Source organism: Gemmobacter nanjingensis, assembly GCF_014652195.1.
GTDB lineage: Bacteria > Pseudomonadota > Alphaproteobacteria > Rhodobacterales > Rhodobacteraceae > Gemmobacter > Gemmobacter caeni.
Map to the genome: position 1 here is coordinate 100,130 of NZ_BMYI01000012.1, position 21,999 is coordinate 122,128.

The 21,999-nt window shown below is 65.7% G+C and carries 20 protein-coding genes; 11 read left to right on the forward strand and 9 right to left on the reverse strand.

The window, feature by feature from the left end:
- Positions 1-148: 148 nt before the first annotated feature.
- From IE126_RS17495 to IE126_RS17505, 3 genes are all read right to left on the reverse strand, one after another.
- Positions 149-1,138, reverse strand: a complete 990-nt coding sequence (locus IE126_RS17495; protein WP_189381735.1) for a glycosyltransferase — start codon at positions 1,136-1,138, stop codon at positions 149-151.
- Positions 1,138-2,523 (reverse strand): hypothetical protein, encoded by a 1,386-nt coding sequence (locus IE126_RS17500; RefSeq protein WP_189381736.1) that lies wholly within the window; start codon positions 2,521-2,523, stop codon positions 1,138-1,140. The genes IE126_RS17495 and IE126_RS17500 overlap by 1 nt, the downstream gene beginning before the upstream one ends.
- Positions 2,524-2,602: 79 nt before the next feature.
- Positions 2,603-3,499, reverse strand: a complete 897-nt coding sequence (locus IE126_RS17505) for an acyltransferase family protein (protein ID WP_189381737.1) — start codon at positions 3,497-3,499, stop codon at positions 2,603-2,605.
- Positions 3,500-3,715: 216 nt separating this feature from the next.
- Here IE126_RS17505 and IE126_RS17510 point away from each other — a divergent pair, with 216 nt between their 5' ends.
- Entirely contained in the window at positions 3,716-4,453 is a 738-nt protein-coding gene (locus IE126_RS17510) for a WecB/TagA/CpsF family glycosyltransferase (protein ID WP_407646056.1), read from the forward strand.
- A 15-nt stretch (positions 4,454-4,468) separates the two neighbouring features.
- On the opposite strand, the gene IE126_RS17515 is transcribed toward IE126_RS17510, so the two are convergent.
- The gene (locus IE126_RS17515) at positions 4,469-5,422 is read right to left on the reverse strand and encodes a glycosyltransferase family 2 protein (RefSeq protein ID WP_189381765.1); all 954 of its coding nucleotides are present in this window, start codon (positions 5,420-5,422) and stop codon (positions 4,469-4,471) included.
- Positions 5,423-5,747: 325 nt separating this feature from the next.
- On the opposite strand from IE126_RS17515, the gene IE126_RS17520 reads away from it, so the two are divergent.
- Positions 5,748-6,629: a P-loop NTPase gene (locus IE126_RS17520; RefSeq protein WP_158640715.1), complete on the forward strand. Its 882-nt coding sequence runs from the start codon at positions 5,748-5,750 to the stop codon at positions 6,627-6,629.
- Between the two features lie 6 nt (positions 6,630-6,635).
- Positions 6,636-7,910: a Wzz/FepE/Etk N-terminal domain-containing protein gene (locus IE126_RS17525; protein ID WP_108129698.1), complete on the forward strand. Its 1,275-nt coding sequence runs from the start codon at positions 6,636-6,638 to the stop codon at positions 7,908-7,910.
- Positions 7,911-7,985: 75 nt separating this feature from the next.
- On the opposite strand, the gene IE126_RS17530 is transcribed toward IE126_RS17525, so the two are convergent.
- The 3 genes from IE126_RS17530 to IE126_RS17540 all read right to left on the reverse strand — a co-directional run bounded on the left by IE126_RS17530 (position 7,986) and on the right by IE126_RS17540 (position 10,773).
- Positions 7,986-8,687 carry a sugar transferase gene (locus tag IE126_RS17530; RefSeq protein WP_054301872.1) on the reverse strand — a complete coding sequence of 234 codons (702 nt, stop codon included), beginning with the start codon at positions 8,685-8,687 and terminating at the stop codon, positions 7,986-7,988.
- 424 nt (positions 8,688-9,111) lie between these two features.
- Positions 9,112-9,327 (reverse strand): hypothetical protein, encoded by a 216-nt coding sequence (locus IE126_RS17535; RefSeq protein WP_152968360.1) that lies wholly within the window; start codon positions 9,325-9,327, stop codon positions 9,112-9,114.
- A gap of 108 nt (positions 9,328-9,435) precedes the next feature.
- On the reverse strand, positions 9,436-10,773 hold the full coding sequence (locus tag IE126_RS17540) for an oligosaccharide flippase family protein (RefSeq protein ID WP_189381738.1): 1,338 nt from the start codon (positions 10,771-10,773) through the stop codon (positions 9,436-9,438).
- A gap of 115 nt (positions 10,774-10,888) precedes the next feature.
- On the opposite strand from IE126_RS17540, the gene IE126_RS17545 reads away from it, so the two are divergent.
- Positions 10,889-12,088 carry a glycosyltransferase family 4 protein gene (locus IE126_RS17545; RefSeq protein WP_189381739.1) on the forward strand — a complete coding sequence of 400 codons (1,200 nt, stop codon included), beginning with the start codon at positions 10,889-10,891 and terminating at the stop codon, positions 12,086-12,088.
- A complete protein-coding gene (locus IE126_RS17550; RefSeq protein ID WP_054301876.1) occupies positions 12,081-12,869 on the forward strand; it encodes a glycosyltransferase family protein in 789 nt (262 codons plus the stop codon). The genes IE126_RS17545 and IE126_RS17550 overlap by 8 nt, the downstream gene beginning before the upstream one ends.
- Positions 12,870-12,961: 92 nt before the next feature.
- Here the strand turns inward: IE126_RS17550 and IE126_RS17555 are convergent, their stop codons facing one another.
- Positions 12,962-13,618, reverse strand: coding sequence for a peroxiredoxin (locus tag IE126_RS17555; protein ID WP_054301877.1), 657 nt, complete (start codon positions 13,616-13,618; stop codon positions 12,962-12,964).
- A gap of 195 nt (positions 13,619-13,813) precedes the next feature.
- Positions 13,814-14,713: a glycosyltransferase family 92 protein gene (locus tag IE126_RS17560; protein WP_189381740.1), complete on the reverse strand. Its 900-nt coding sequence runs from the start codon at positions 14,711-14,713 to the stop codon at positions 13,814-13,816.
- Positions 14,714-14,899: 186 nt separating this feature from the next.
- Between IE126_RS17560 and IE126_RS17565 the strand changes: the two genes are divergently transcribed.
- The 6 genes from IE126_RS17565 (at position 14,900) to IE126_RS17590 (ending at position 21,998) form a co-directional block, all read left to right on the forward strand.
- Complete coding sequence (locus tag IE126_RS17565; RefSeq protein ID WP_189381741.1) at positions 14,900-16,345, forward strand: aldehyde dehydrogenase family protein; 1,446 nt, start codon at positions 14,900-14,902, stop codon at positions 16,343-16,345.
- A 57-nt stretch (positions 16,346-16,402) separates the two neighbouring features.
- Complete coding sequence (locus tag IE126_RS17570) at positions 16,403-17,080, forward strand: 5'-methylthioadenosine/S-adenosylhomocysteine nucleosidase (protein WP_189381742.1); 678 nt, start codon at positions 16,403-16,405, stop codon at positions 17,078-17,080.
- A gap of 89 nt (positions 17,081-17,169) precedes the next feature.
- Complete coding sequence (locus IE126_RS17575) at positions 17,170-19,146, forward strand: oxidoreductase (RefSeq protein ID WP_189381743.1); 1,977 nt, start codon at positions 17,170-17,172, stop codon at positions 19,144-19,146.
- 74 nt (positions 19,147-19,220) lie between these two features.
- Positions 19,221-21,200, forward strand: coding sequence for an AI-2E family transporter (locus IE126_RS17580; RefSeq protein WP_189381744.1), 1,980 nt, complete (start codon positions 19,221-19,223; stop codon positions 21,198-21,200).
- The gene (locus tag IE126_RS17585) at positions 21,190-21,582 is read left to right on the forward strand and encodes a glycine zipper domain-containing protein (protein WP_054301882.1); all 393 of its coding nucleotides are present in this window, start codon (positions 21,190-21,192) and stop codon (positions 21,580-21,582) included. Before IE126_RS17580 ends, IE126_RS17585 begins: the two co-directional genes overlap by 11 nt.
- Positions 21,582-21,998 (forward strand): hypothetical protein, encoded by a 417-nt coding sequence (locus tag IE126_RS17590; RefSeq protein WP_189381745.1) that lies wholly within the window; start codon positions 21,582-21,584, stop codon positions 21,996-21,998. The genes IE126_RS17585 and IE126_RS17590 overlap by 1 nt, the downstream gene beginning before the upstream one ends.
- Position 21,999: the final 1 nt, after the last annotated feature.

Genomic DNA, 21,999 nt, shown 5'->3' on the forward strand with positions numbered 1-21,999 from the left:
CACCACTCAACCCTGTGAACCTTAACGTAAACCGCCGCCTGACGATAGACACGGGGGATGGATCAACGGTCCATCCCGTAGTTGGTGACAATGCCACGCTTTCGCCACATTCTCGCCGCATTCTCCGCTGGTCTGAGGCGAAAGTGCCTTACCAATGGCCCGCGCCGGTGCCCCGGAACATGCGAAACTGGGCAATCAGCCAGACAATCAGGTCAAAACCGAAGCCCGCAATCAACAGCAACACCCCTTTGGGGCGCAGCAAACGGCGCGGCTGGCCCAGCAGATTCCGGCTGCGTTTCACCAGAAAGTGCAGCGGGACGAATCCGTCGGGCCAGCGCGGCAGTCGGCTTCGCGCGATGCGGCGCAGCCAGCCCTGATCGCGCGCCGCCTGCTGCAAGGCGGCCCTGCGGGCAACAGAGGCCATTCCGCGCAGCGCCCCGAAGGCCGCCATGTTGAGCGCTGAGCCAATGACGATCCGCACCTGATGCCGGATCAGCCCGGCAAGGCTGCGTTCGCTTTCGTAGATGTGCCAGACATCGGCACCGCCAATGCGCGACAGATCTTCGGGCGCGGTCAGGTCGTCGGTCAGCACCATGGCGCGCAGAAAGCCGTCTTCCACCGGCAGACCCGCAGGCAGCCAGCGCAGGCGGGCGCAGGTGGCGGGCATGGCGTAAAGCTGGCCGCAGATCGCGGTCTGCCAGTCATCCAGCGTGCCACCTGCCATGGCGATCAGCCGGTCCTGCCAGCCAAGGCCCTGCGGATCGGCCACGATATCCTTCACCGGACGCGAGTTCATCACATGCAGGCCCGGCCGCGCCTGCAAAGCAGTGATCAGCCGCGCCAGCGCGTCAGGCTCGGGCAACAGGATATCGGCATCGGCAAAGATCAGCACACCGGCCCCGGGGCGGGACAGGTCATGGACGAAACGGTTCCACGTCCGGCTTTTGCCGCCTTCCGGCAGATCGGCCACCTCGGCTCCGGCCGCAAGGGCGCAGGCGACCGTATCATCGGTGCAGCCATTGGCCAGCACGAGGATACGCAGGTCGATATCCGGCACCACCTGCGCCTTCAGCCGCGCGACCATCGCCGCGATGCCCGCCGCCTCGTTATGCGCAAAGACCCCCAGGTCGACCTGCATCACAGCACCGTCCGCCCGGCTTTCGGATGCCAGCGCGCCCGAACTGCCGCCGCGCGCGCGGCCCGCCGGGCACGGGCCAGCCCCTCGGCATGGCCCAGCACCGCCCCCGCCATCATCCATGTCAGCGGCACCAGCGTGGCATTCGGCAGCATATCCACCAGATTGGCGGCCACCAGCAGACAAACCGCCGCGACCCAGGGCGAAACCGCGCTGCGCCGCGACAGCATCTCGCGCCCCATCAGCAGAAGCGGCAGCACCAGAAGCCCGAACTGCGCCAGATAGCCCAGCCAGCCATAGATCCCCAGCGTGATGATCCAGGCGCCATCGGCAATCGAGGTGCCTGCCCCTGTTACCGGATCATAGATCAGGTTCCGGCCATAGCCGCCCCAGCCGAACCACGCCTTCAGCGCCGCCCGGTCCAGTAGTGCCTCCTCATTCCGGACGCGGAAGGCGAAGGAATAGGCCCGGTCCGGCGAAAGATGTTCGGCGAAGGCGATGATCTGGTTCAGCGGCACCAGATGCGCGCCGCGCAGCAGCGGATAGGTAATGACGATCCCCGCCAGCAAAGCCGCCATCACAACCTGCCAGTGCCGGGGCGCGAACAGGATCAGCGGGCTCAGGCCCAGCGCATAGACCAGCGGTCCCGCACTTTTGCACAACACAAGCACGGCAAGCAGATACAGCATGACGGCGAACTGCCGGGGCCGACGGTCAGACGGGCCGACCCGGAACAGCGTCACGGCGCTGAGCGCGGCCATCAGCGCAAAAAACGCGACCCAAAGCCCGTGCGGCAGAAAGACGACCGGCCGATAGCCACCAAAGCGGATGGTCTGGAAGAAGTCGTGCTGGAAATATCCGTAGACCCAGACATTCATCTGCGGCGAAAGCCGCGTCTCGATGAGCATTGGCACCGAATAGGCCAACCCCGCCGCGACAAGCGCGGCAAGGATCGCCCGCATCGCCTCGGGCGTGCCCAGATAGCGGCGCGCAAGGAAATAGGGCAGGACCGCGATGCCCTGATTGATGACAGCCGCCGCACTGTCGTAGATGCGCATGCCCTGGATCATCTCGCCCGCCCCCTTGGGCAAGGGCTCGCCATTGGTCAGCACCGTGGCAAAGGGCGACAGCACGAAGATCACCAGCAAGCCGCGCCCGATCCATGAGTCCGGCAGGATCGGAATGGTTTCCCTGCGCACGAACAGCACCATGATCGCCGCCATCAGCGGCGGGATGCTGTCTTTCCCCAGATCGGGAACAACGGGCAGGTCCAGCGCGATGACCGGCGGCAGGATCAGATAAGCCCCGAGGATCGACCAGATGAGCGCACGATCCGGCGGCAGGCGGCGCCAGAGCACCGCCACGACCAGCGGCCAGATCAGCAGCATCAGCCAGGCAAGGGGATTGGGGGTGATCAGCGGCGGGCTCCTCGATTGCGGCGGTGCGAGTTTAGCATCGCCCCGCGCCTCAGACCAACCTGCGGATCACGGGCAGACGCAACGCCACGGCGGTGGCGGCCCAGGACAGCAGGAAAGCGGTCAGCGTCCGGGTCCAGAACCCCACGCCTGCACCGAAAATCTTGTAGGCCACGAGCATGAAGAACGGATGCATCAGATAAATGCCGAAGGCAACGCGGCCCAGAGCGGGCAACAGGCGATGGCGCAGCGGCAAGCGCCAGAACAGCTCGAACCCCAGGGCGGCAATCAGCGGCGTCAGCGCCCAGGGCTTGCCCGCCATCGCCCAGCCCGCCCCCGCCAGCAGCGCCATGGCCACCAGCGGCACCAGAGGCCGGTTCAGGCGGTGCGCAGGCGCCAGCAACAGGCCGTAGATGTAAAGCGGCAGGCCGAAAGCCCATTGAGGCAAAGGATCGGGCATCGGCACGAATTCATGCAACCAGAACAGCGGCAGCCCGACGCCCAGCATCAGCCCCGCCCCGGCCACCAGATCGCGCCGGGTCCGGATCAGCCGCGCCGCCGGCTGCACCAGCACCATGACCAGCATCACGAAGGGCAGAAACCACAGATGGATGGTCGAGCCGATCAGAAGACTCCACGGATCGGTCAGCGGAACAAGACGCGCGGGATCATGCGACAGCAGGACGTCCAGCAGCCGGAACACCGCCGACCAGAACAGCCAGGGCAGAACCAGCCGCCGTGCCCGCGCCAGCCACGGATAGCTGCCCCCTGCCCGCTCAGCCGACTGGATCGCCAGAAAAGCGGTCAGGATCAGGAACAGCCCCAGCGACAGATGGCCAACCCAGTCGCGCGGCGAGGCCAGTGCGTGCGCGGCCACGACGCCGAAAGCGGCGACGAACCGGGCAAGGTCGATGGACTGCCGGTGTTGCACGGCCGCCTTCTGGGGCATCGGGTTGTTCATGTTGCATGGCTAAGCGAGCAGCCCGGTTTCGGGCAACTGTCCTGCATGCGGCGCCATGCAGTTTGCCGGAAACAGAGTGTTTTTGACACAGCCCGGGCGGTTGGACCGGCAAGGGGTGAACGTCGCGCCGTTTCGTGATACCCAGCGGCACCCGATTATCGAGTAGATGCCGTGCAGTTCACCATAGATGACACAACGATTCCCGTGAACGTACCTCATGCGGCCAGCCTTCTGGCCGCCGTGCGGCAGCGCCTTGCCGCACGTCAGGGCTTTGCCCTTGCCACGATCAATCTGGATCATCTGGTCAAGCTCAACACCGACCCGGCCTTTCGCGCGGCCTATGCCGCGCAGGATTTCGTCGTGGCGGACGGCAACCCGATCGTCTGGCTGTCGCGTCTGGCACGGCAGCCGGTCGACCTTGTGCCCGGCTCGACCATGGTTCTGCCGCTGGCCCGGCTGGCCGCGCAGGCCGGGGTGAAGGTGGCCTTGCTCGGCTCGACCGAAACAGCGCTGGCCACGGCGGCTGAGGCGCTGCGGGTCGAGGCACGCGGGCTGGATGTGGCGCTGACCATCGCGCCGCCGATGGGGTTTGATCCCGCCGGGGAAGAGGCGGCACGCTATCTGCGCATGCTGGAAACCGCCGGGATCGGCCTGTGTTTTCTGGCCCTCGGCGCCCCCAAACAGGAAATCCTTGCCGCACGCGGTCGCGATCTGGCGCCCCATGTCGGCTTTGCCTCTGTCGGGGCGGGGCTGGATTTTCTGGCGGGAACACAGGTGCGCGCACCGGACTGGGTGCAAAGCATCGCGATGGAATGGGCCTGGCGCATGCTGGGCAATCCCAGACGGCTGGCGCCGCGCTACTGGGCCTGCGCCAAACTGCTGCCGGGCGAGATGCGCAAGGCACTGGCCCTGCGCATGGCCCCCCCTGCCGGGCGGGCCTGAGGCCTGCGCCGGGCGTCACTTGTATTCGATCAGCCCGTGCTGCCGCCCCCTCAGGCGCCCCAGATGATAGCCGATCACACCCTGCGCCTCGGGCAGCTTGCCCAGCACGGTGAACACTGCCGCTTCGCCCCCCATCCGCGGCGCCAGCCGCAAGACCTGCGCGGGCCAGAGCCCCAGAACCAGCCAGGCCGCCGGATGCAGAACCCCGGCCAGCACGGCGGCAACCGGCACGCCGACACCCCAGAGCAGGGCGCGGCGCGTCTCGCGCTGCCAGTGCCGCTCCGTCCCGGACCGATGACGCCAGGCTCCTTCGGCAAAGGCATGCCCGGCCCTGCGGCTGCGGCGCCACCACTGGCCGAAGCGGGTCATCGCCGCATCATGCAATGTCATCTCGGCCTCCAGCCGCCAGATGCGCCCCCCGGCCCGGCGCAGGCGCAGACACAGGTCCGGCTCCTCACCCGCGATCAGTGTGGGGTCATAGCCGCCGACGGCTGCAACCGCCGCATGGCGCATCAGCGCATCGCCGCCACAGGCCGTGGCCTCGCCCACCGGCGTATCCCATTCCCGATCACACAGCCGGTTCCAGACCGAGGCCTCGGGAAACCGCTCGCGCCGCCGCCCACAGACCACCACCACTTCGGGATGGTCTTGCAGGAAGGTAGCCGCCGTTGCGATCCAGTCTGGCCGCACCTCGCAATCGCCATCGACGAATTGCACGAACTGCGGGGGATCATCAGCCAGAAGCGCCAGACCGGCATTGCGTGCCCGCGCGGCGGTAAAGGGTTGCGTCATGTCCAGCGACACCACCTCGGCCCCGCGAGTGCCGGCGGCGGCGAGGCTGCCATCCGTCGAGCCACTGTCGACGTAGACCAGCCGCCGCACCTGCCCGGCAAGACTGTCGAGACAGGCCGTCAGCCGCGCCCCTTCGTTGCGCCCGATCACCACCGCATCCACCTGACCACCGGCCATACCGCCCCTCGCACGCTTGCCGGAAAACCGGCCCCTGTCCGAGACTTGCGTGCAACGCTTCACACCTGCAAGCCCCCGCCACTCTTTCATTTTAGGCCCAGTTCTGCTAGCCATGCAGCACTGGGCGGGGGCCCGGACGAATCCGGTCATGTGCTGTTTGGTGGCACGGGGACCGGCACTATATCCGGTTCACCGGCTCGCCTTGCATCGGGCCGATCCTTAACCGCAGCCTTTGGGCTGCATGACCCGGAGCCCGCTGCGACCGATGACGACACACAGGATATTGGTCCCCCAGCACGTTTCTCGTGCAGATATTGGGCCCGGGATGCGTAAAGACAGCGATTTTTCCTCTCGTCTCGAACCAGATCTGCCCCCGCGTCCGGGGGCCATTGCCCTGTTCCGGCCGCGCAGCACCGCGCTGGCGCCGCTTGTGCCGCGCTCCGATGCGCTTCAGGTCGTCCCCCCGCCACAAGAGCCGCGGCATGATCCCGCGAAGGTGTGGGAATCGCTGGGCAAGTCGGTTCTGAACCCCGATTTTCTGGCTGGAAACGGTGTTTTCGCGCTGTCGGAACAAAACCCGGTGACGGCGCAGTTCGACATTCTGCGCACCCGCGTGTGGCAGGCAATGCAGGAACGCGGGTGGAAACGCATCGCCGTGACCTCGCCCACCCATGGCTGCGGCAAGAGCCTTGTCGCTGCCAATCTGGCGCTGGCACTGGCCCGCCTGCCTGGCTGTCGCACGGTACTGATGGATCTGGAACTGCGCCACCCCGATCTGGCGCGGCTGTTCGGCGTTCACTGCGGCCCGCTGCACGAGGTGCTGACCGGCGAGCAGCCGCTGGAATCCCATCTGCGGCGCGTCGGTGACCGGCTGGCGCTGGCGCTGAACGGCGAAGCGGTGGCGGCAGGTTCGGAAACCTTGCTTGATCCGCGCAGCGTCGGCACGCTGAAGGCGATTGTCGATCATCTTGCCCCCTCGGCTGTGGTCATCGACCTGCCGCACGCGCTGGGCAACGACGATGTGATCTCGGTCCTGCCGCAGGTGGATTGCGTGCTTCTGGTCGCCGATGCCACGCGCACCACCGCCGAGGATGTCAGAGCCTGCGAACGTCTGTTCGAGGGCCGCGTGCCGCTGATGGGCGTGGTTCTGAACCGCGCCGATGACGGGCGGCGGCGGCGTTATCGTTATGGCAAGGGTAAAAGGTAAAACCGTATGGGACCGATCCAGAGCGTCGAGGAATTTCTGAGCCTGCTGCGCCGCCGCCGTCTGTTGATCGCGGCTGTGGTGCTGTTCGGCGCCATCGTCTCGTTCATGGTCGGCGTGACCCGGCCCAAGACCTATGAAACCGGCGCGGTGATCCAGGTCGAAAGCCCGGTGATCGACGGGCAGGAGCAGAATGCCGGTGCCCAGTCGGCCCGCGTACTGCAAGTGATTGAACAGCGGCTGACCACGCGCGAGAACCTTGCCGCCATGATCGAACGGCACGGGCTGTTCGGCGGCGAGGCGGCGGCGTTGCCACTGGACAAGCAGATTGCAGCGCTTCGGGCCTCGATCACCTTTCAAAGCATCGCTTCGGCCGCACAACAGAACTTCGGTGCACCGACCACCGTTTCGGCGCTGATGATCACCACGCGGCTGGACGACCCGGAAAAGGCCGCGCGCGTGGCGAATGATCTGGCGCAAAGTGTGCTTGATATGTCTGTCGCCCGGCAAACCAGCCGCGCGATGGATACGGTGCGCTTCTTCCAGGCGGAAGAAGCGCGCGTCTCGCAAGAGATTGTGGCACTTGAGGCCGAGATCGCGGTTTTCAAGAATGCGAACCCGGTCGCGCAGGCGGGCAGCGATGCCGCGACCGACCGCGCGGCGCTGGACAGCGATCTGCGGCGGCTGTCGCAGGACATTCTGGCCGTTCAGGGCGAACGCGGCGCGCTGGAAGGCAAGGACAGGCTGCGCGAAACCGACCGGCGCCGCATTGACGAACTGAAGGTGCAGGAAGGGGTTCTGCAAAGCCAGCAGGTTGCCTTGCAGGCCCAGCGGGCCGCGCTGGATCAGCGGGCCGCGCAGGCACCCGAGGTGGAGCGGCGGCTTTCAGCCTATGCGCGGCAGTTGCAGCAGTTGCAAAGCCAGTACGATCTGGTGTCCGCGCGCAAGGCCGAGGCCGAAACCGCGCTGCGGCTGGAAGAGGAAAACCACGCCGAGCATTTCTCGTTGCTGGAACGGGCCATCGCCCCCGCCTCGCCCACGGGCGGCGGCGGACGCAAGATCGCACTGGCCGGGGCTGTCGGCAGCCTGATTTTCGGGATCGTGCTGGCCTTCCTGCTGGATCTGCTGAACCCGGTTCTGCGGTCCGCCCGGCAGATGGAGCGGGAGCTGGATATCCGTCCGGTCATCACCCTGCCGGTGCTGAACCTGCACCCCGCCACCTCGGAGCCTTGGGTGACGCGATTGTGGCACAGATTGCGCGGCAGGCAGCTGCGGCGCAGCTGACCGGATCGCCAGCAAAAAACCCCGCATCGCAGGATGCGGGGTTTTGTTTCCATAACTGCGATATTCAGGCGGTGGTCAGCAGCCGGTGCCGTTCACGACCACACCAACCGTGCGCAGCATGATCTTTGCATCGGTCAGCAGCGACAGATCCTGTTCATATTGCGCGTCATACTCAGCCCGTGCCTCGAACGTGGTCCGGTTGCGGCCTGCGGTCTGCCACAGGCCGGTAATCCCCGGACGCAGCGCGTAATAGGCCATGCCCGGATACAGCGCCTGCTGGTTCAGCATCATCGGACGCGGGCCGACAAGACTCATATCCCCGATCAGCACATTCCAGAGCTGCGGCAGTTCGTCGAGCGAGCTTTTGCGCAGGAACCGGCCCAGCGGCGTCACCCGCGGATCGTTCCGCAGTTTCTGCGTCTCGTCCCATTCGGCGCGCGCGTCGGGGTTTGCCGCAAGATATTGCGCCATACGTTCATCGGCATCGCTGACCATTGAACGCAGTTTCCACATACGGAAGGCCCGACCGTGCCGACCCACGCGCTGTTGGGAATAGAAGGCGCGGCCGCCATCACGGGTCACCACCACCGCCAGAACAGCGACCAGGGGCACCACGATCGGGGCTGCCAGCAGGATCGCGCCGACATCAATGCTGCGTTTGAGGAAATGCCGGTATAGCCCGCGCCGCGCAACCGGGGTGGACGCCGCGCGCGGCGTCGCCATCGTATCGAGCGCGACAGGCGCAGCCGCCTGAAGCCGGGGAAATCCGATCATCATTGTTCGCCACCAGTCAACAAAGCCGTGACATTCCAGACAAAACCTTTCGGGACTGCCATGACGGCAGCCCGGAAAAACCGGCAAGAACCTTGTGTTTCGCAGAACATCGCAAGCACTCAGAAGTAACGCCCCCAGTCACGCATTGTACCGGGGCAGCCCCTGCATTGGCGACTGCAAACGCAGAAATTAAGGTTCCGTTAACCGTGATTTGAGGGGGAAATTTTGCCGCATTGCTGCCCCAATGCTGCCACAAATCAGAAGCCACAACTTTAGGGAGATTTTCCTGCCACGGGTCATGCCGGTGAGCCGCCTGGTGATTCGCGGGCCCTGAGCAATCAGGCGGAAAGCAATGAGGAGCGGAAATGCATATAAGCCTGCCCAACGTGCTGGCGCTTCATCGCTGCACTGTTTCCGTAAACGATATTCAGGCCGTCTGCCGGGGGGCCTGCGCCTCCTGCCCCGGCTCATACCCGGGCAAACCGGCGCGCAGCATGGCCAATGCTGCAAACAGCATCACCCCTGCGATCCCTGCCACCGGATACAGCACGACAGCCATCAGAACGGATTCTGCCGCGATCAGCCCCCAAAGCGCACCGCCGAACCCGGCCAGCACACCGCAAAGGAGCATTCCGATCAACATGGCGCTTTTCCCGATTCCGCTTTGGCCGCACAGCACGACCTGAAACCAGCCTGTCGGCGAAATGCGGCGAAAACGCGGCACGAGTTCAGCGCTTTGGCGGCAATCCTGTCAGACTCCGAAAATCGCGGCATGATTGGCGGAAAGCCCCGCCGCCGCCAGGGCAGCGGCCACGACGAAGAAAACCAGATCATGCAGCGCATCCCATGCGCGATGCCGGCGGGCCAGCCAGATCAGCAGCGGATGCATCGCCAAATAGGCAAGGGCCTGCCCGGCGAGGGCGCCACCCAGCCCCCACAGGGCCGCGCCTGCAAGGAAGGCCCCGCTTTGCGCCGCCGCGCGCGCCGCCATCACCCAGAAATAGCTGCGCGCATCCCCGGCCGCCAGGGCAGACTGATCATAGGTCATGCCGATCACCAGGGGCATCTGCGCGCAGGCAATCATTACCACGATGATCCCCGCCTGCGTATAACGTGCGTCATAAAGCAGATGCACCAGCGGCTGCCCGGCAAAGGCCATGACCGCCAGCAGCGCCAGCACCCCGCCGGTCAGCGCGAACCGCAAGCGGCGCAGCCGGGCGAAGTTCTGCGCCGCCGCCGCCGGGTGCTGATCGCGATAGATCGGGATCAGGATGCGCGAGGTCACCGCCCCCGCCAGCAGCACCGGAAACGAGGCAAGGAAGTAGCCGATGTTATAAACCCCAAGCTCGTCCAGCCGCAGAAAGGCGCCCAGAATCGCCTTGTCGCCTTGCGACAGCAGGAAGCCGCAGGCGGTTGACAGGAAGATCCATTTGCCGAAATGGATCAGTTCACGCCCCGCCTCGGGCTCCCATCGCAGGCGGTTTCGCGGGCCGGGCAGGAGAAAATGGGTCAGCGCCAGCTTGGCGAAAGACCCAACAATCGCCCCCAGAACCAGTGTCCAGACCGAGTGCCACAGCAACGCCAGCCCCACCATCGCCAGAATGCCTGCGACCTGCGCAGTCAGGTCCAGCGCGGTCAGCCGCCCGATCAGCAGATGACGGTTGGCCGTGTCGATCCGCGTCGGGTTGAACCCGGCGATCAACAGGGTCAGCCCCGCCGCAGGCAGCAGCGCCGCCAGATCGGGCGCTTCGTAGAACCGGGCGGCGGGCCATGCCAGCGCACAGGTGGCCAGCCACAGGATCAGCCCGCGCCCGACCTGAAGGCTCCATGCCGTATCCAGAAAAGCCGGCTCATCGCCGCGCGGACTGCGCGAAATGGCGGGGCCGATCCCCACATCGGAAAACATCGCCAGCCCGACCAGAAACACCGAGACCAGCGCCATCAGGCCGAAAGCCTCGGGAAAAAGCAGCCGCGTCAGGATCAGGTTCGAGGCCAGCCGCAATGCCTGCGTGATGGCATAAGACCCCGCCGTCAGGGCCGATCCGCGCATCACGCGGGCGAACAGGCTGGAACGGGCCGCTTCGGTCATGGCGCGACCCTAGGCGGCACCCGCGATCCGGTCAATCGCGCCATTCTTCGGCCACAAGCTTCTGCCAATAGGGTAGGAAATCAGGACACACCTCTTGCAGACACCGGCTTTACCCGTGAAAATCGCCTATCTTGTGAATACTTACCCCCGTGCCTCGCACACATTCATCCGGCGCGAAATTCAGGCGCTGGAGAAGCTGGATTTTTCGGTGCAGCGCTTCGCCATGCGATCCGACCGCGCGATGCTGAACGACCCCGATGACAAGGCCGAGGATGCCCGCACAGAGCATTTGCTGGAGCGCGGCAAGCTTGCCGTTCTGGCCGGTGCGCTTGGCTGGATGCTTCGCCATCCTTTCGCGACCCCCGGCGCCGTTGCCGCCGCCCTGCGGATGGGCGCCCGGGCGGGCCGCAGGCGCAAGCATCTGGTCTATCTGGCCGAGGCCGCCTTTCTTGCCGCGCGCTGCAAGGCGCTGGGGATCGGGCATCTGCATGCCCATTTCGGCACGAATCCCGCGACGGTCGCCCATCTCTGCCGCCTGCTGGGCGGGCCGCGCTGGTCCTTCACCACGCATGGGCCCGAGGAATTCGATGCCCCGGTCGCGCTTTCGCTGCGGGAAAAGATCGCCGGGGCCGAATTCGCAGTCGCCGTATCCTCCTTCGGGCGCAGCCAGCTTTGCCGCTGGGCCGAACTGGCGCACTGGCCAAGGATCAAGGTGGTCCATTGCGGCATCGAGACCCGGCATTTCCCTGCCCCGGCTCCGATTCCGGCCAAACTGCGGCTCATCGCCATCGGGCGCTTCTTCGAGCAGAAGGGTTTCCCCCTGTTGATCGAGGCTATTGCCGAGGCCGCACGGCGCCACCCTGACCTGCATGTCACGCTGGTGGGCGACGGTGAATTGCGGGGTGAGATCGAGGCACGCATCGAAAGCCTGACACTGCGCCGCCATGTCACCCTGACCGGCTGGCTGACCGGGGCACAGGTGCGCGAGGAACTGGCCGCGGCGCAGGCGCTGATCCTGCCATCCTTTGCCGAGGGCCTGCCTGTCGTCGCGATGGAGGCCATGGCCTCTGGCCGGCCGGTGATCGCCACCGCGATCGCGGGCCTGCCCGAACTGGTGACGGCCGATACCGGATGGCTGGTTCCGGCCGGGGATGCGGCCGCGCTGGCCTCGGCCATCGACACGCTGGCCGAAACCCCGCCGGAACGGATCGCCGCAATGGGTGTCGCCGCGCGGTATCGCGTTTTCGCCCGCCACAATGTCGAGACCGAGGCCGCAAGGCTGGCGCTGCTGATTCGCGGGGGCGCCAATGCCTGATCGTTTTGTTGTCGCCGCGGCCTGCGCATCGGTCGACATTCTGGCCGATAACCTGTCGCGTTCCCCCTTGCTGCGAAACGGCATCCGCCTGCATGAGGAATGGAATGCGCCTTCCGCCGCGCGGGCCTACAACCGCGCGCTGGATGCGACCACTGCGCCCGTGGTCATCTTCGCCCATCAGGACGTCTATTTCCCTGCCGGATGGGAACGCCTGCTGGCCGCCCGCATCGCCGAGGTCGAGGCGCGCGACCCCGGCTGGGGGTTGATCGGGGCGTTCGGTGTCGGGCTGGACGGGGCGCATATCGGCCCGGTCTGGTCATCCTCTCTGGGCATGATCGTGGGCCGCGTGCCCATGGCGCCGGTGCCGGTGCAAAGCTTTGATGAAATGGTGATCGTGCTGAACCGCGCCTCGGGCCTGCGGTTCGACGAGACGCTGCCCGGCTGGCACATGTATGGCACCGATATCGTGACGCAGGCCCGCGCACGCGGGTTGGGGGCGTGGGCTGTCGGCCTGCCCTGTATCCACAATGATCGCTTCCACGAGGCGCTGGGGCCGGATTATGTGGAATGCTACCGTGCGGTGCAGCGGAAATGGGCGGCGCGACTGCCATTACTGACGCCAATCACCAAGATCAGCCGGTCGGGCCTGCATCTGCGGCGCGATCTGTGGCGCGCCCGTCAATCTGCCGGGTTCCGGGCTGGCATGGCGGTGGGGACGGAAATGGCTGCCGAAGATCTGGCCCGGCGCTGTGGCTGGCTGGATCTGGGCGCCACTGCCTGAGCGGGCGCATGCGGCGGCGGCTTTTTTGAGTATTTGGGCAAGAAGCAAGGGAAAGCCCCGCAGCAGGATATCGCTGCGAGGCTTTTTCAGGCTCAGTTCTGCGGCTTGGCGAAGCGCAGGTAAGGCAGCTTGATGTCGAGATCGCCGAACTTCTCTTTCGCCTGGGCGTCATTGAGGCTCAGCGCGACGATGACATCCTGACCGGGCACCCAGTTGGCGGGGGTGGCGACCGGCACGCCATCGGTGGCCTGCACGGCGTCCAGCGCACGCAGGATTTCCGCGAAGTTGCGGCCCACCGACATCGGGTAGGACATGGTCAGGCGGATCTTCTTGTCCGGCCCCACGATATAGACGGTGCGCACGGTGGCGGTGTTCGCCGGGGTGCGGCCTTCGGTGGGCAGATAATAATCGGCCGGCAGCATGTCATAGGCCTTGGCGACGGTCAGCGACGTGTCGTCGATGATCGGGAAATCGGCGGGCGAACCGGCGAAAGCCTCGATGTCGCGCTTCCATTTCTGGTGTTCTTCGACCGAATCGACCGAAACGCCGATCACCTTGGTCTTGCGCTTGGCAAACTCGCCCGAAAGCTGCGCCACGGCGCCAAATTCGGTGGTGCAGACCGGGGTGAAGTCGCGCGGGTGGCTGAAGATGATGCCGTAGCTGTCACCCAGCCAGTCGTGGAACCTGATCGTTCCGGCCGTGCTTTCGGCAGTGAAATCGGGGGCGGTGTCGTTGATGCGGACGGACATGATTTCCTCACATGACATTTGCTGAATGTGAGATAGGAGATTCGCCCCGCCGATACACCCCCTTTTCCGCATCTGCGGCAAAAAGGACTGCCGGTTGCAGATCCGGCAGGGTTTCAGAACATCAATCCGGCAGCGTGCGCGCCTGCCCTGCCCCGTTCAGGCCGGGCGGCGGGAAGCGTCACATTGTTCTGCGGTTCAGAGCGCGCCACCGCTGCGGGCGAGGAAATCGGCGGCGGCGGTATCGGGCACCTCGTCGGCCTCGATGGCCGCAACCTTGCGCATGACCCGACGCAGATGATCAGCGTCGGGGGTGGTCAGGTTGGGGCCGCGCGCGATCTTGGCGCGCAACTCGCTGTCGGATCGGGTGTAGTAGTGATTAAGCTGGATGTGATCGGCGGAATAGAAACTGCGGTCGGTGCGGCTGCGGTTGGTGAAGGCCTCACCCCGGTCATTGCAGGTGATGCCACCGCCGGTTTCAATCTCGTGGACCTTCAGCGCCGTCACCGCGCAGGGATCGACGATCATCTTGAAGTTACGCAGTCCTTTGGCCTCGCTCATCGGGTCGGGATTGCGGAGGTTGAAGTTCTGCACCACGCCGCCTTCCGGCGGTTCAACATGGCCGGAACGGCCAAACATGTGCCAGGGCAGGCTGATATTGGCGCAGCCTTCCAGATGCGCCAGCGCCTCGGGCAGTGTGGCGGCCTGTTTCGGCACGAGGAATTCATCGACGTCGATGAAGCTCATCCACCGATAGCGGCCGCCGAAATTGCGCACGGCATGGGCATAGGCCAGCACCTGATTGTGGATCTCCAGCCCGCGGCGGGTGTCGCGCAGCTTCTGATCCCAGGGGATGACACTGGCAAGATCGCCGACCGCCTGATCCAGCGCCAACAGCGTGCCGTCGGTGGAGCCATTGTCGTAGACATGGATATGCGCCACGCCCGCGCGCTGGTGAAAGCGCGCCCATTCGCCGATGTGGCGCGCTTCGTTACGCACGATCAGCACAAGCGCAAGCCCCTGCCGACCGGGCAACGGGGCGGGCGGCGTGAGGCCGAGGCTGGTGATGCTGCGTGTGCGTGACAGGAATCCGAACATGGCCCTTCCTATCAGCCCGCGCAGCCCGGTGCAAAACCCTGCGAGCGACAGGATTTGTCGCGCCGGGGCTTTCGCCCGCCGGGTGGCCTGCTAGACTGGCGCGAAGGGCACTGGATGATTTGATCAAATTTTCCTTGCTGATCCGCGCGCCCGGCCTATGATCGCGGCGACCACCCGGAGGATACGATGATCGAGAAACGCGACTTCTATATCAATGGCGGCTGGGTCGCCCCGCTGGCCCCCAATGACTGTGCGGTCATCGACCCGTCCACCGAAGAGCCCTGTGCGGTGATCTCGCTGGGCACGGCGGCCGATTGCGACCGCGCGGTGGCTGCTGCGAAAACCGCCTTTGAAGGCTGGTCGGTCACCCCCCCGGCCGAGCGTCGCGCCTATGTGGCGAAGATCCTTGCCGAATACGAAAAGCGCGCCGAGGAAATGGCGCAGGCGATCAGCATGGAAATGGGCGCGCCGATGAAACTCGCGCGCGAAAGCCAGGCACCCTGCCTGCCGTGGCACCTGTCGAATTTCCTGACGGCCTTCGACGAAATCGAATGGGTGCGCCCGCTGGGTCCGCATGCGCCGAATGACCGGATCGCGCTGGAACCTATTGGCGTCGTCGGCCTGATCACGCCGTGGAACTGGCCGATGAACCAGGTGACGCTGAAGGTCATTCCGGCACTGCTGGCGGGTTGCACCTGCGTGCTGAAACCCTCGGAAGAGGCGCCGCTGTCCTCGATGCTGTTCGCCGAATTCTGCCATGATGCGGGGCTGCCTGCGGGCGTGTTCAATCTGGTGAACGGTGATGGCATGGGTGTGGGCACCCGCCTGTCGGAGCACCCGGATGTCGAGATGATCTCTTTCACGGGCTCTACCCGTGCGGGCCGCGCCATCAGCAAGGCCGCTGCCGAGACGCTGAAGCGTGTGACGCTGGAACTGGGTGGCAAGGGTGCCAATCTGATCTTCGCCGATGCCGATGAAAAGGCGGTGGAACGCGGCGTGCGGCACATGATGAACAACTCGGGCCAGTCCTGCAACGCGCCCTCGCGCATGCTGGTGGAACGGTCGATCTATGACCGGACAGTGGAAAAGGCTGCGGAAGTCGCGGCCTCGATCGAGGTCGGCCCGGCTTCGGCCGAGGGCCGCCACATCGGCCCGGTGGTGAACAAACGCCAGTGGGAGCAGATTCAGGGCTATATCCAGAAGGGCATCGAGGAAGGCGCGCGGCTGGTCGCGGGGGGTCTTGGCCGGCCCGAGCATCTGAACCGCGGCTTCTACGTCAAGCCCACCGTCTTTGCCGATGTCACTCCCGGCATGACCATCGAGCGCGAGGAAATCTTTGGTCCGGTGCTGAGCATCATCCCCTTCGACACCGAAGAGGATGCGGTGCGCATTGCAAATGACACTCCCTATGGCCTGACCAATTATGTGCAAAGCGGCGATGGCGCACGGCGCAACCGTCTCGCGCGGCGCCTGCGGTCGGGCATGGTCGAGATGAACGGCAAATCGCGTGGTGCCGGGTCACCTTTCGGGGGTGTTAAGGCTTCGGGGCGCGCGCGTGAAGGCGGTCACTGGGGGATCGAGGAATTCCTTGAGGTCAAGGCAATCTCCGGCTGGGACAGTGACGCCGACTGATTGACCGCGCGCGTTGAAACGGCCACCTTCCGGGGGCCGTTTCAGAAAGTTCCTGCCATGATCCATCCCCTGCCCGGCCCCTCTGGCCAGACTGTCGAGCTGACCCGTATTGCCGGGCTCAACGTGCTGTTCGTGATGGCGGCCGAGGCGGAATATGGCCCGCATCTGGCCGGGTTGTTCCGTCCGCTTTTGTGCGGCATCGGTCCGGTGGAGGCGGGGGTGACACTGACACGCGCGCTGGGGGTGTTTCTGGCGCAGGACGCGCTGCCGGAACTGGTGGTCTCGCTTGGCTCCGCCGGATCGGCGCGGTTGCACAAGACGGGCGTGTATCAGGCCAGCAGTGTCAGCTGGCGCGACATCGACGCTTCGGCGCTGGGTTTTCCGAAGGGCATCACCCCGCTTTCGGGCCTGCCCGCCACGCTGCCTCTGCCCCTGCGCATTCCGGGCGTGCCGGAGGCGAGCTTGTCGACAGGCGCCAATGTCGTCTCGGGCGCCGCCTATCAGACCATCCCCGAGGATATGGTGGATATGGAAACCTGGGCGGCGCTGCGGGCCTGTCAGGGCTTTGACCTGCCGCTGATCGCACTGCGCGGGATTTCCGATGGCGACAAGGAGTTGGAGGGTGTGCACGACTGGCACGAGTACCTGCATGTCGTTGACGAGCGGCTGGCCAAGGCGGTCGGCTTGCTGGCACAGGCGCTGGAAACCGGCGGAATGGCCGCCCTGCGGTCCTGAGGTCGCATTTGCGCCCTTCTGATGTCGCCCCCGGCAGACGCAGGCGGAAATCGGGGCGGCTAGGCTGATCCCAGCCAAGGAGCCACGCCATGACCCAGCACCCCCGCCTGATGTCGCCGCTGACCCTGCGGGGGCAGACCCTGCGCAATCGCATCGTCTTTGGTGCCCATACCAACAACATGGCCGAGATGGGCCTGCCCGGCCCGCGCACCCATGGCTATCTGCTGGAACGCGCGCTTGGCGGCGCCGCGATGGTCGTGTGCGAGCCGGTGCCGCTGCATCGCACCGGGGTGCTGACGCGTGGTAATTTCCTGCATGACTCGGACGAGGTCATTGCCCCGTTCCGCCGCATCACCGAGGACGTGAAGGCTGCGGGCTCCGTGATCCTGCAACAGCTTTACCATGTCGGGGCGCATGGCGATTCCGACCTGAGTTTTTCGCCGCACTGGTCTCCGTCGGGCGGGCCGAGCTATCACGACAGTGACGGCTCGCACCGCATGACGGAGACAGAGATCGAAGAGATCATCGTGGCCCATACCGCCGCCGCGATCCGCTGTCAGAAAGCGGGCTTTCAGGGTGTGGAGGTCTGGGCAGCCTATCACTCGCTGCTGGATCAGTTCTGGACGCCCTGGTCCAATACCCGCGATGACAAATGGGGCGGCAGCCTTGAAAACCGTACCCGCCTGTCGCGGCTGGTGATCGAGAACATCCGCCGTGCCTGTGGCGAGGATTTCATCATCGGGCTTGCGGTGTCGAGTTCCGACGCCCACAGCGTCACGCTGTCGAACGAAGCGCTGTGCGAGATCATCGCCCTGCATGATGCGACCGGCCATGTCGATTACGTTACCGTCGGCCATGGCGGCTATCTGGATTTCGAACGGCTGATCCCGACTTTCTTCTTCGCCGACAAGATGACCGCGCCGGTCACCGAGCAACTGAAATCACTGGTGAAACACGCCAAAATCACGTCGGAGGCGCATATCCGCACGCCGGACAATGCGGAATCGGTCATAGCCTCCGGGCAGGCTGATCTGGTGTCGATCGTGCGCGGTCAGATCGCCGACCCGCATCTGGCGCGCAAGACAGCCGAGGGACGGGCGAGTGATGTGCGGGGCTGCATTTCCTGCAACCAGATGTGCTGGGGGCGGCGGTCACGGGACTACTGGATTTCCTGCCTCATCAACCCTTCCGCGGGACGCGAGTTCGAATGGGGCGGCGACCGCTTCACCCCGGCAGAGACGCCGCGCGACGTTCTGGTGGTCGGCGCCGGTCCGGCGGGGCTGGAAGCAGCGCGGGCGGCGGCAGAGCGTGGCCACCGGGTCGAAATCGTTGAGGCCTCCGGCCAGATCGGGGGGCAGTTCCGGCTCGCCGGAATGCAGCCGCGCCGCGCGCAGATCCTTGACCTGATGGAGTGGTATGAACGCCAGTTCGACCGACTGGGCGTGCGCCTGCGGCTGAACACCTATCTGGACGAAGATGACCTTGCCGCCCATCCGGCGACCGAGGTGATCCTTGCCACCGGCTCGCTGCCCGACACCGATGCGCGACAGCGCTGGCTTCCGGCAGAGCCACAGTTGCCGGGGCTGGAGGCGGGCCATGTCTGGTCCCCGGAAGAGGTGATGCGGCGTGAGGCGCGGCTCGGGGATACGGTGATGCTGTATGACGAGGGCGGTAACTGGCGCGGGGTCGGTACGGCGCTGGCGCTGGCGGAACAGGGGAAGAAGGTAATCCTAGTCACCCCCGATGCCTATGTCGGGAAAGAGGTCACCCGCACCTCCGCCGATGGCCCGGCGCGGGCACGGCTGGCGCGGGCGGGGGCAGAGTTCCATACCGAACACGTCATCGCCCGCTGGCTCGGCAACGGCGCGACGATCCGCAGCCTGCTGACCGGGGCCGAAGTCACTCTGCCCGCCTCGGCCCTTGTGATGGCGACAACCAATATCGCCTTCGATCCTTTCCCCGAAGCCCTGCCGGGGAAACGCCTGCACCGGATCGGCGATTGCGCCGCACCGCGTCTGGCGGCTTATGCCTTCCACGAGGGGCGCAAGGTGGCGCTGACGCTCTGACGGCGCTTGACGAACGGGAACCACCACGCCAGCCTCGGCGTTGAGACTGGTAGCCGTCGTCTTTCAGGTGCCCCATGCCGAATACCGCGCTGCGGCTTGCCGCGGCCACGCCACCGTCAGACGCGGAAGAGGTGCCCCAGGCCCGCAGGATTACCCTGCCCGGCCTGGCCACCATCACCGCGGTCGCAGCGGTGCTGTACGTCGGACAGACGGTTTTTCTGCCGCTTGCCATTGCCGTCCTTCTGACCTTCGCGCTGTCGCCCCTTGTCAACCGCATCCGGCGCCGGGGCGTGCCGCTCACGGCCTCGGTTCTGGTTGTGGTGTTTCTGGCTTTTACCCTCATCGGGGCCTTCTCGCTGGTCGTGGCCAGCCAGTTATCGACTCTGGCGCGTAATCTGCCGGAATTTCAGGCCAATATCATCACCAAGCTGGAGGGATTGCAGGCAGAGGGGGATCGCCACGGCATCATCGGACGCGTGACCGGCATGGTGACGGCCATCAACGCCGAAATCAGCACGGCACTGCCGGGTGATACGACCGCCGAAACCGCTGACCGCAAACCCCTGAAGGTCGAGGTGGTAGAGCCGCAAAGCCCGGTCGCCATGTTGCAGGATCTGGTGCTCCCCCTCGTCAGCCCGATCGCCACCACCGGCCTCGTTATCGTCGTCGTGGTTTTCATGCTGCTGGAGCGCGAGGAACTGCGCGACCGATTCATCCGGCTGATCGGCTCCAACGACCTGCACCGTACAACGCAGGTACTGGAGGATGCCGGATCGCGCGTCGCCAGCTACCTGCTGATCCAGTTGCTTGTGAACATCATCTACGCCCTGCCCATCGGGATCGGGCTTTGGCTGATCGGCGTGCCCAATGCCCTGCTTTGGGGGCTGCTGACGCTGGTCTTGCGGTTCGTGCCCTATATCGGCTCGATCCTCTCCGCCGCCTTCCCGCTGTTTCTGGCCTTCGCGGTCAGCCCTGAATGGTCGGCGCTGTTGTGGACCGCCGCGCTGTTCATCGCGGTGGAGCTGATTACCTCGAATGTCATCGAGCCATGGCTTTATGGCTCGCGCACCGGGGTGTCGCCGCTGGCGATCATCGTCAGCGCGATCTTCTGGACCTGGATTTGGGGGCCGCTGGGGCTGGTGCTGTCGACACCGCTGACGGTGTGCCTTGTGGTGCTGGGCCGCCATATCCCGCAATTCGAGCTGTTCGACATCCTGTTCGGTGACGAACCCGTGCTGGCGCCCCATGCGCGGCTGTATCAGCGCTGGCTGGCGGGTGACGCGATCGAGGCCACCTTCCGCGCCGAAGAGGCTCTGGAGCAGGACTGGCTCGCCGATTACTACCGCGACGTCGGCCTGCCAGCCCTGATGATGGCGCAGGCAGACTGGTCGCGCGGCGTCTTGTCCGGGGAACAGGAAGTACGGCTGGCGCGTGTGGCGATGACGATGATCGGCGATCTGCATGTCGTCATCGACGAAGAGCTGGACGAGGCCCGCGCGGAGACGGAACCGCTGCCCGCCGAAGGCCGCCGCATCCTGTGCATCGGCGGGCGTTCGGCGCTGGACGATGTCTCTGCGGCGATGCTGGCACAGGCGCTGGCCGCAGAGGGGGCCGATGCCCGCCACCACCCGCACAGCGATCTTTCGCCCGCCCGCCTGCAGGCGCTGGACCCCGGCGCGCAGGATTGCGTGATCCTGTGTTTTCTGGACCCCGCCCCTTCGCGCGCATCGCTTCTGCATGTGCGACGGCTCAAGAGGGCGCATCTGCGCCTGCGCGTGGGTGTGGTTCTCTGGCAGATGCCGGACACCACGCCTTCGCCGGAGGCAGGCTGGCGCATCATCGAAAAGGTCGATCCCGCAAAACTGCGGGAGGCGGAGGAGATCGGCGCCGATTTTGTCGCCACTGCAATGGAACCAGCCGTCGCCGGAGCCGTTTCTCAGGAAGAGGCGCGCGCCCTGCCCGAAACGGCGCGTGCCAGATCGCGCCCGCGCAATCGCAAGATCAGCGTGGGCATACCAGATGTTTCAGCAGAAGGAGCCAGCCATGGCCCGTAACCCCGCCCAAGCCGCCGCCAATGCCGTGAACGAAGCCGCCACCAGCGCCGAAGATGCGCTGGCCGGGTCGGAACGCGCCCGGCTGGAAGGCCAGATCGCCGATCTGCGGAACGATCTTGCCCGCATCGCCCAGACCCTTGCCGATTTTGGTGTGGCTCAGGGGGCCGCCGTCGGCGAGGTGGTAAAGGAAGAAGCCGATAAACTGCGTGCCAAGGGCGAGGCAGCGGCGTCGAAGCTGGCAGAGCAGGGCCGCGCCGCAAAGGCTCAGGCCGAACAGGGTCTGGCCGATCTGGAAGACGAGATCCGCGCCCATCCGCTCAAATCCGCCGGGATCGCCGCGCTGGCAGGCCTTTTCCTCGGCCTGTTGCTGGGCCGTCGCTGATGCTGGGATTGTTGCGGCTCGCCGCCGGGGCGGCTTCGGCCAATGCGGCGGCGCAGGCATCTCACGCGCTGCGCCGCGCGGCCCTGCTGATTCTGGCCGGGCTTCTGGCGCTCGTCGCGCTGGGGTTTCTTGCCGCCGCAGCCTGGCTTGGCCTCGCCCATTGGCAGGGGCCGATCATCGCTTCACTGCTGATGTCGGCGGGCTTTCTGATCCTCGCGCTTGCCACGGCCCTGATGGCACCCCTGCGCGGCAGGAACCGGCGTCTCCGGCGGGCCGAAGCCGAAGTGCAGATGCGACAGGCGGAAATGGCGGCCCTGATGGGCACCGGCGCCGATGTGCTTGCCAAAGCGCCGATGGCAACCGTTGGCGGGGCTTTCATTGCCGGTCTGTTGCTGGCGCTGAAGTTGCGGCGCTAGA

Bases quoted from the DNA above. Each gene is read 5' to 3' on its own strand.
- IE126_RS17495 (WP_189381735.1), bottom strand. From the start codon at position 1,138: ATGCAGGTCGACCTGGGGGTCTTTGCGCATAACGAGGCGGCGGGCATC.
- IE126_RS17500 (WP_189381736.1), bottom strand. From the start codon at position 2,523: ATGCTGCTGATCTGGCCGCTGGTCGTGGCGGTGCTCTGGCGCCGCCTG.
- IE126_RS17505 (WP_189381737.1), bottom strand. From the start codon at position 3,499: ATGCCCCAGAAGGCGGCCGTGCAACACCGGCAGTCCATCGACCTTGCC.
- IE126_RS17515 (WP_189381765.1), bottom strand. From the start codon at position 5,422: ATGGCCGGTGGTCAGGTGGATGCGGTGGTGATCGGGCGCAACGAAGGG.
- IE126_RS17520 (WP_158640715.1), top strand. From the start codon at position 5,748: ATGCGTAAAGACAGCGATTTTTCCTCTCGTCTCGAACCAGATCTGCCC.
- IE126_RS17525 (WP_108129698.1), top strand. From the start codon at position 6,636: ATGGGACCGATCCAGAGCGTCGAGGAATTTCTGAGCCTGCTGCGCCGC.
- IE126_RS17530 (WP_054301872.1), bottom strand. From the start codon at position 8,687: ATGATGATCGGATTTCCCCGGCTTCAGGCGGCTGCGCCTGTCGCGCTC.
- IE126_RS17535 (WP_152968360.1), bottom strand. From the start codon at position 9,327: ATGTTGATCGGAATGCTCCTTTGCGGTGTGCTGGCCGGGTTCGGCGGT.
- IE126_RS17540 (WP_189381738.1), bottom strand. From the start codon at position 10,773: ATGACCGAAGCGGCCCGTTCCAGCCTGTTCGCCCGCGTGATGCGCGGA.
- IE126_RS17550 (WP_054301876.1), top strand. From the start codon at position 12,081: ATGCCTGATCGTTTTGTTGTCGCCGCGGCCTGCGCATCGGTCGACATT.
- IE126_RS17555 (WP_054301877.1), bottom strand. From the start codon at position 13,618: ATGTCCGTCCGCATCAACGACACCGCCCCCGATTTCACTGCCGAAAGC.
- IE126_RS17560 (WP_189381740.1), bottom strand. From the start codon at position 14,713: ATGTTCGGATTCCTGTCACGCACACGCAGCATCACCAGCCTCGGCCTC.
- IE126_RS17565 (WP_189381741.1), top strand. From the start codon at position 14,900: ATGATCGAGAAACGCGACTTCTATATCAATGGCGGCTGGGTCGCCCCG.
- IE126_RS17570 (WP_189381742.1), top strand. From the start codon at position 16,403: ATGATCCATCCCCTGCCCGGCCCCTCTGGCCAGACTGTCGAGCTGACC.
- IE126_RS17575 (WP_189381743.1), top strand. From the start codon at position 17,170: ATGACCCAGCACCCCCGCCTGATGTCGCCGCTGACCCTGCGGGGGCAG.
- IE126_RS17580 (WP_189381744.1), top strand. From the start codon at position 19,221: ATGCCGAATACCGCGCTGCGGCTTGCCGCGGCCACGCCACCGTCAGAC.
- IE126_RS17585 (WP_054301882.1), top strand. From the start codon at position 21,190: ATGGCCCGTAACCCCGCCCAAGCCGCCGCCAATGCCGTGAACGAAGCC.
- IE126_RS17590 (WP_189381745.1), top strand. From the start codon at position 21,582: ATGCTGGGATTGTTGCGGCTCGCCGCCGGGGCGGCTTCGGCCAATGCG.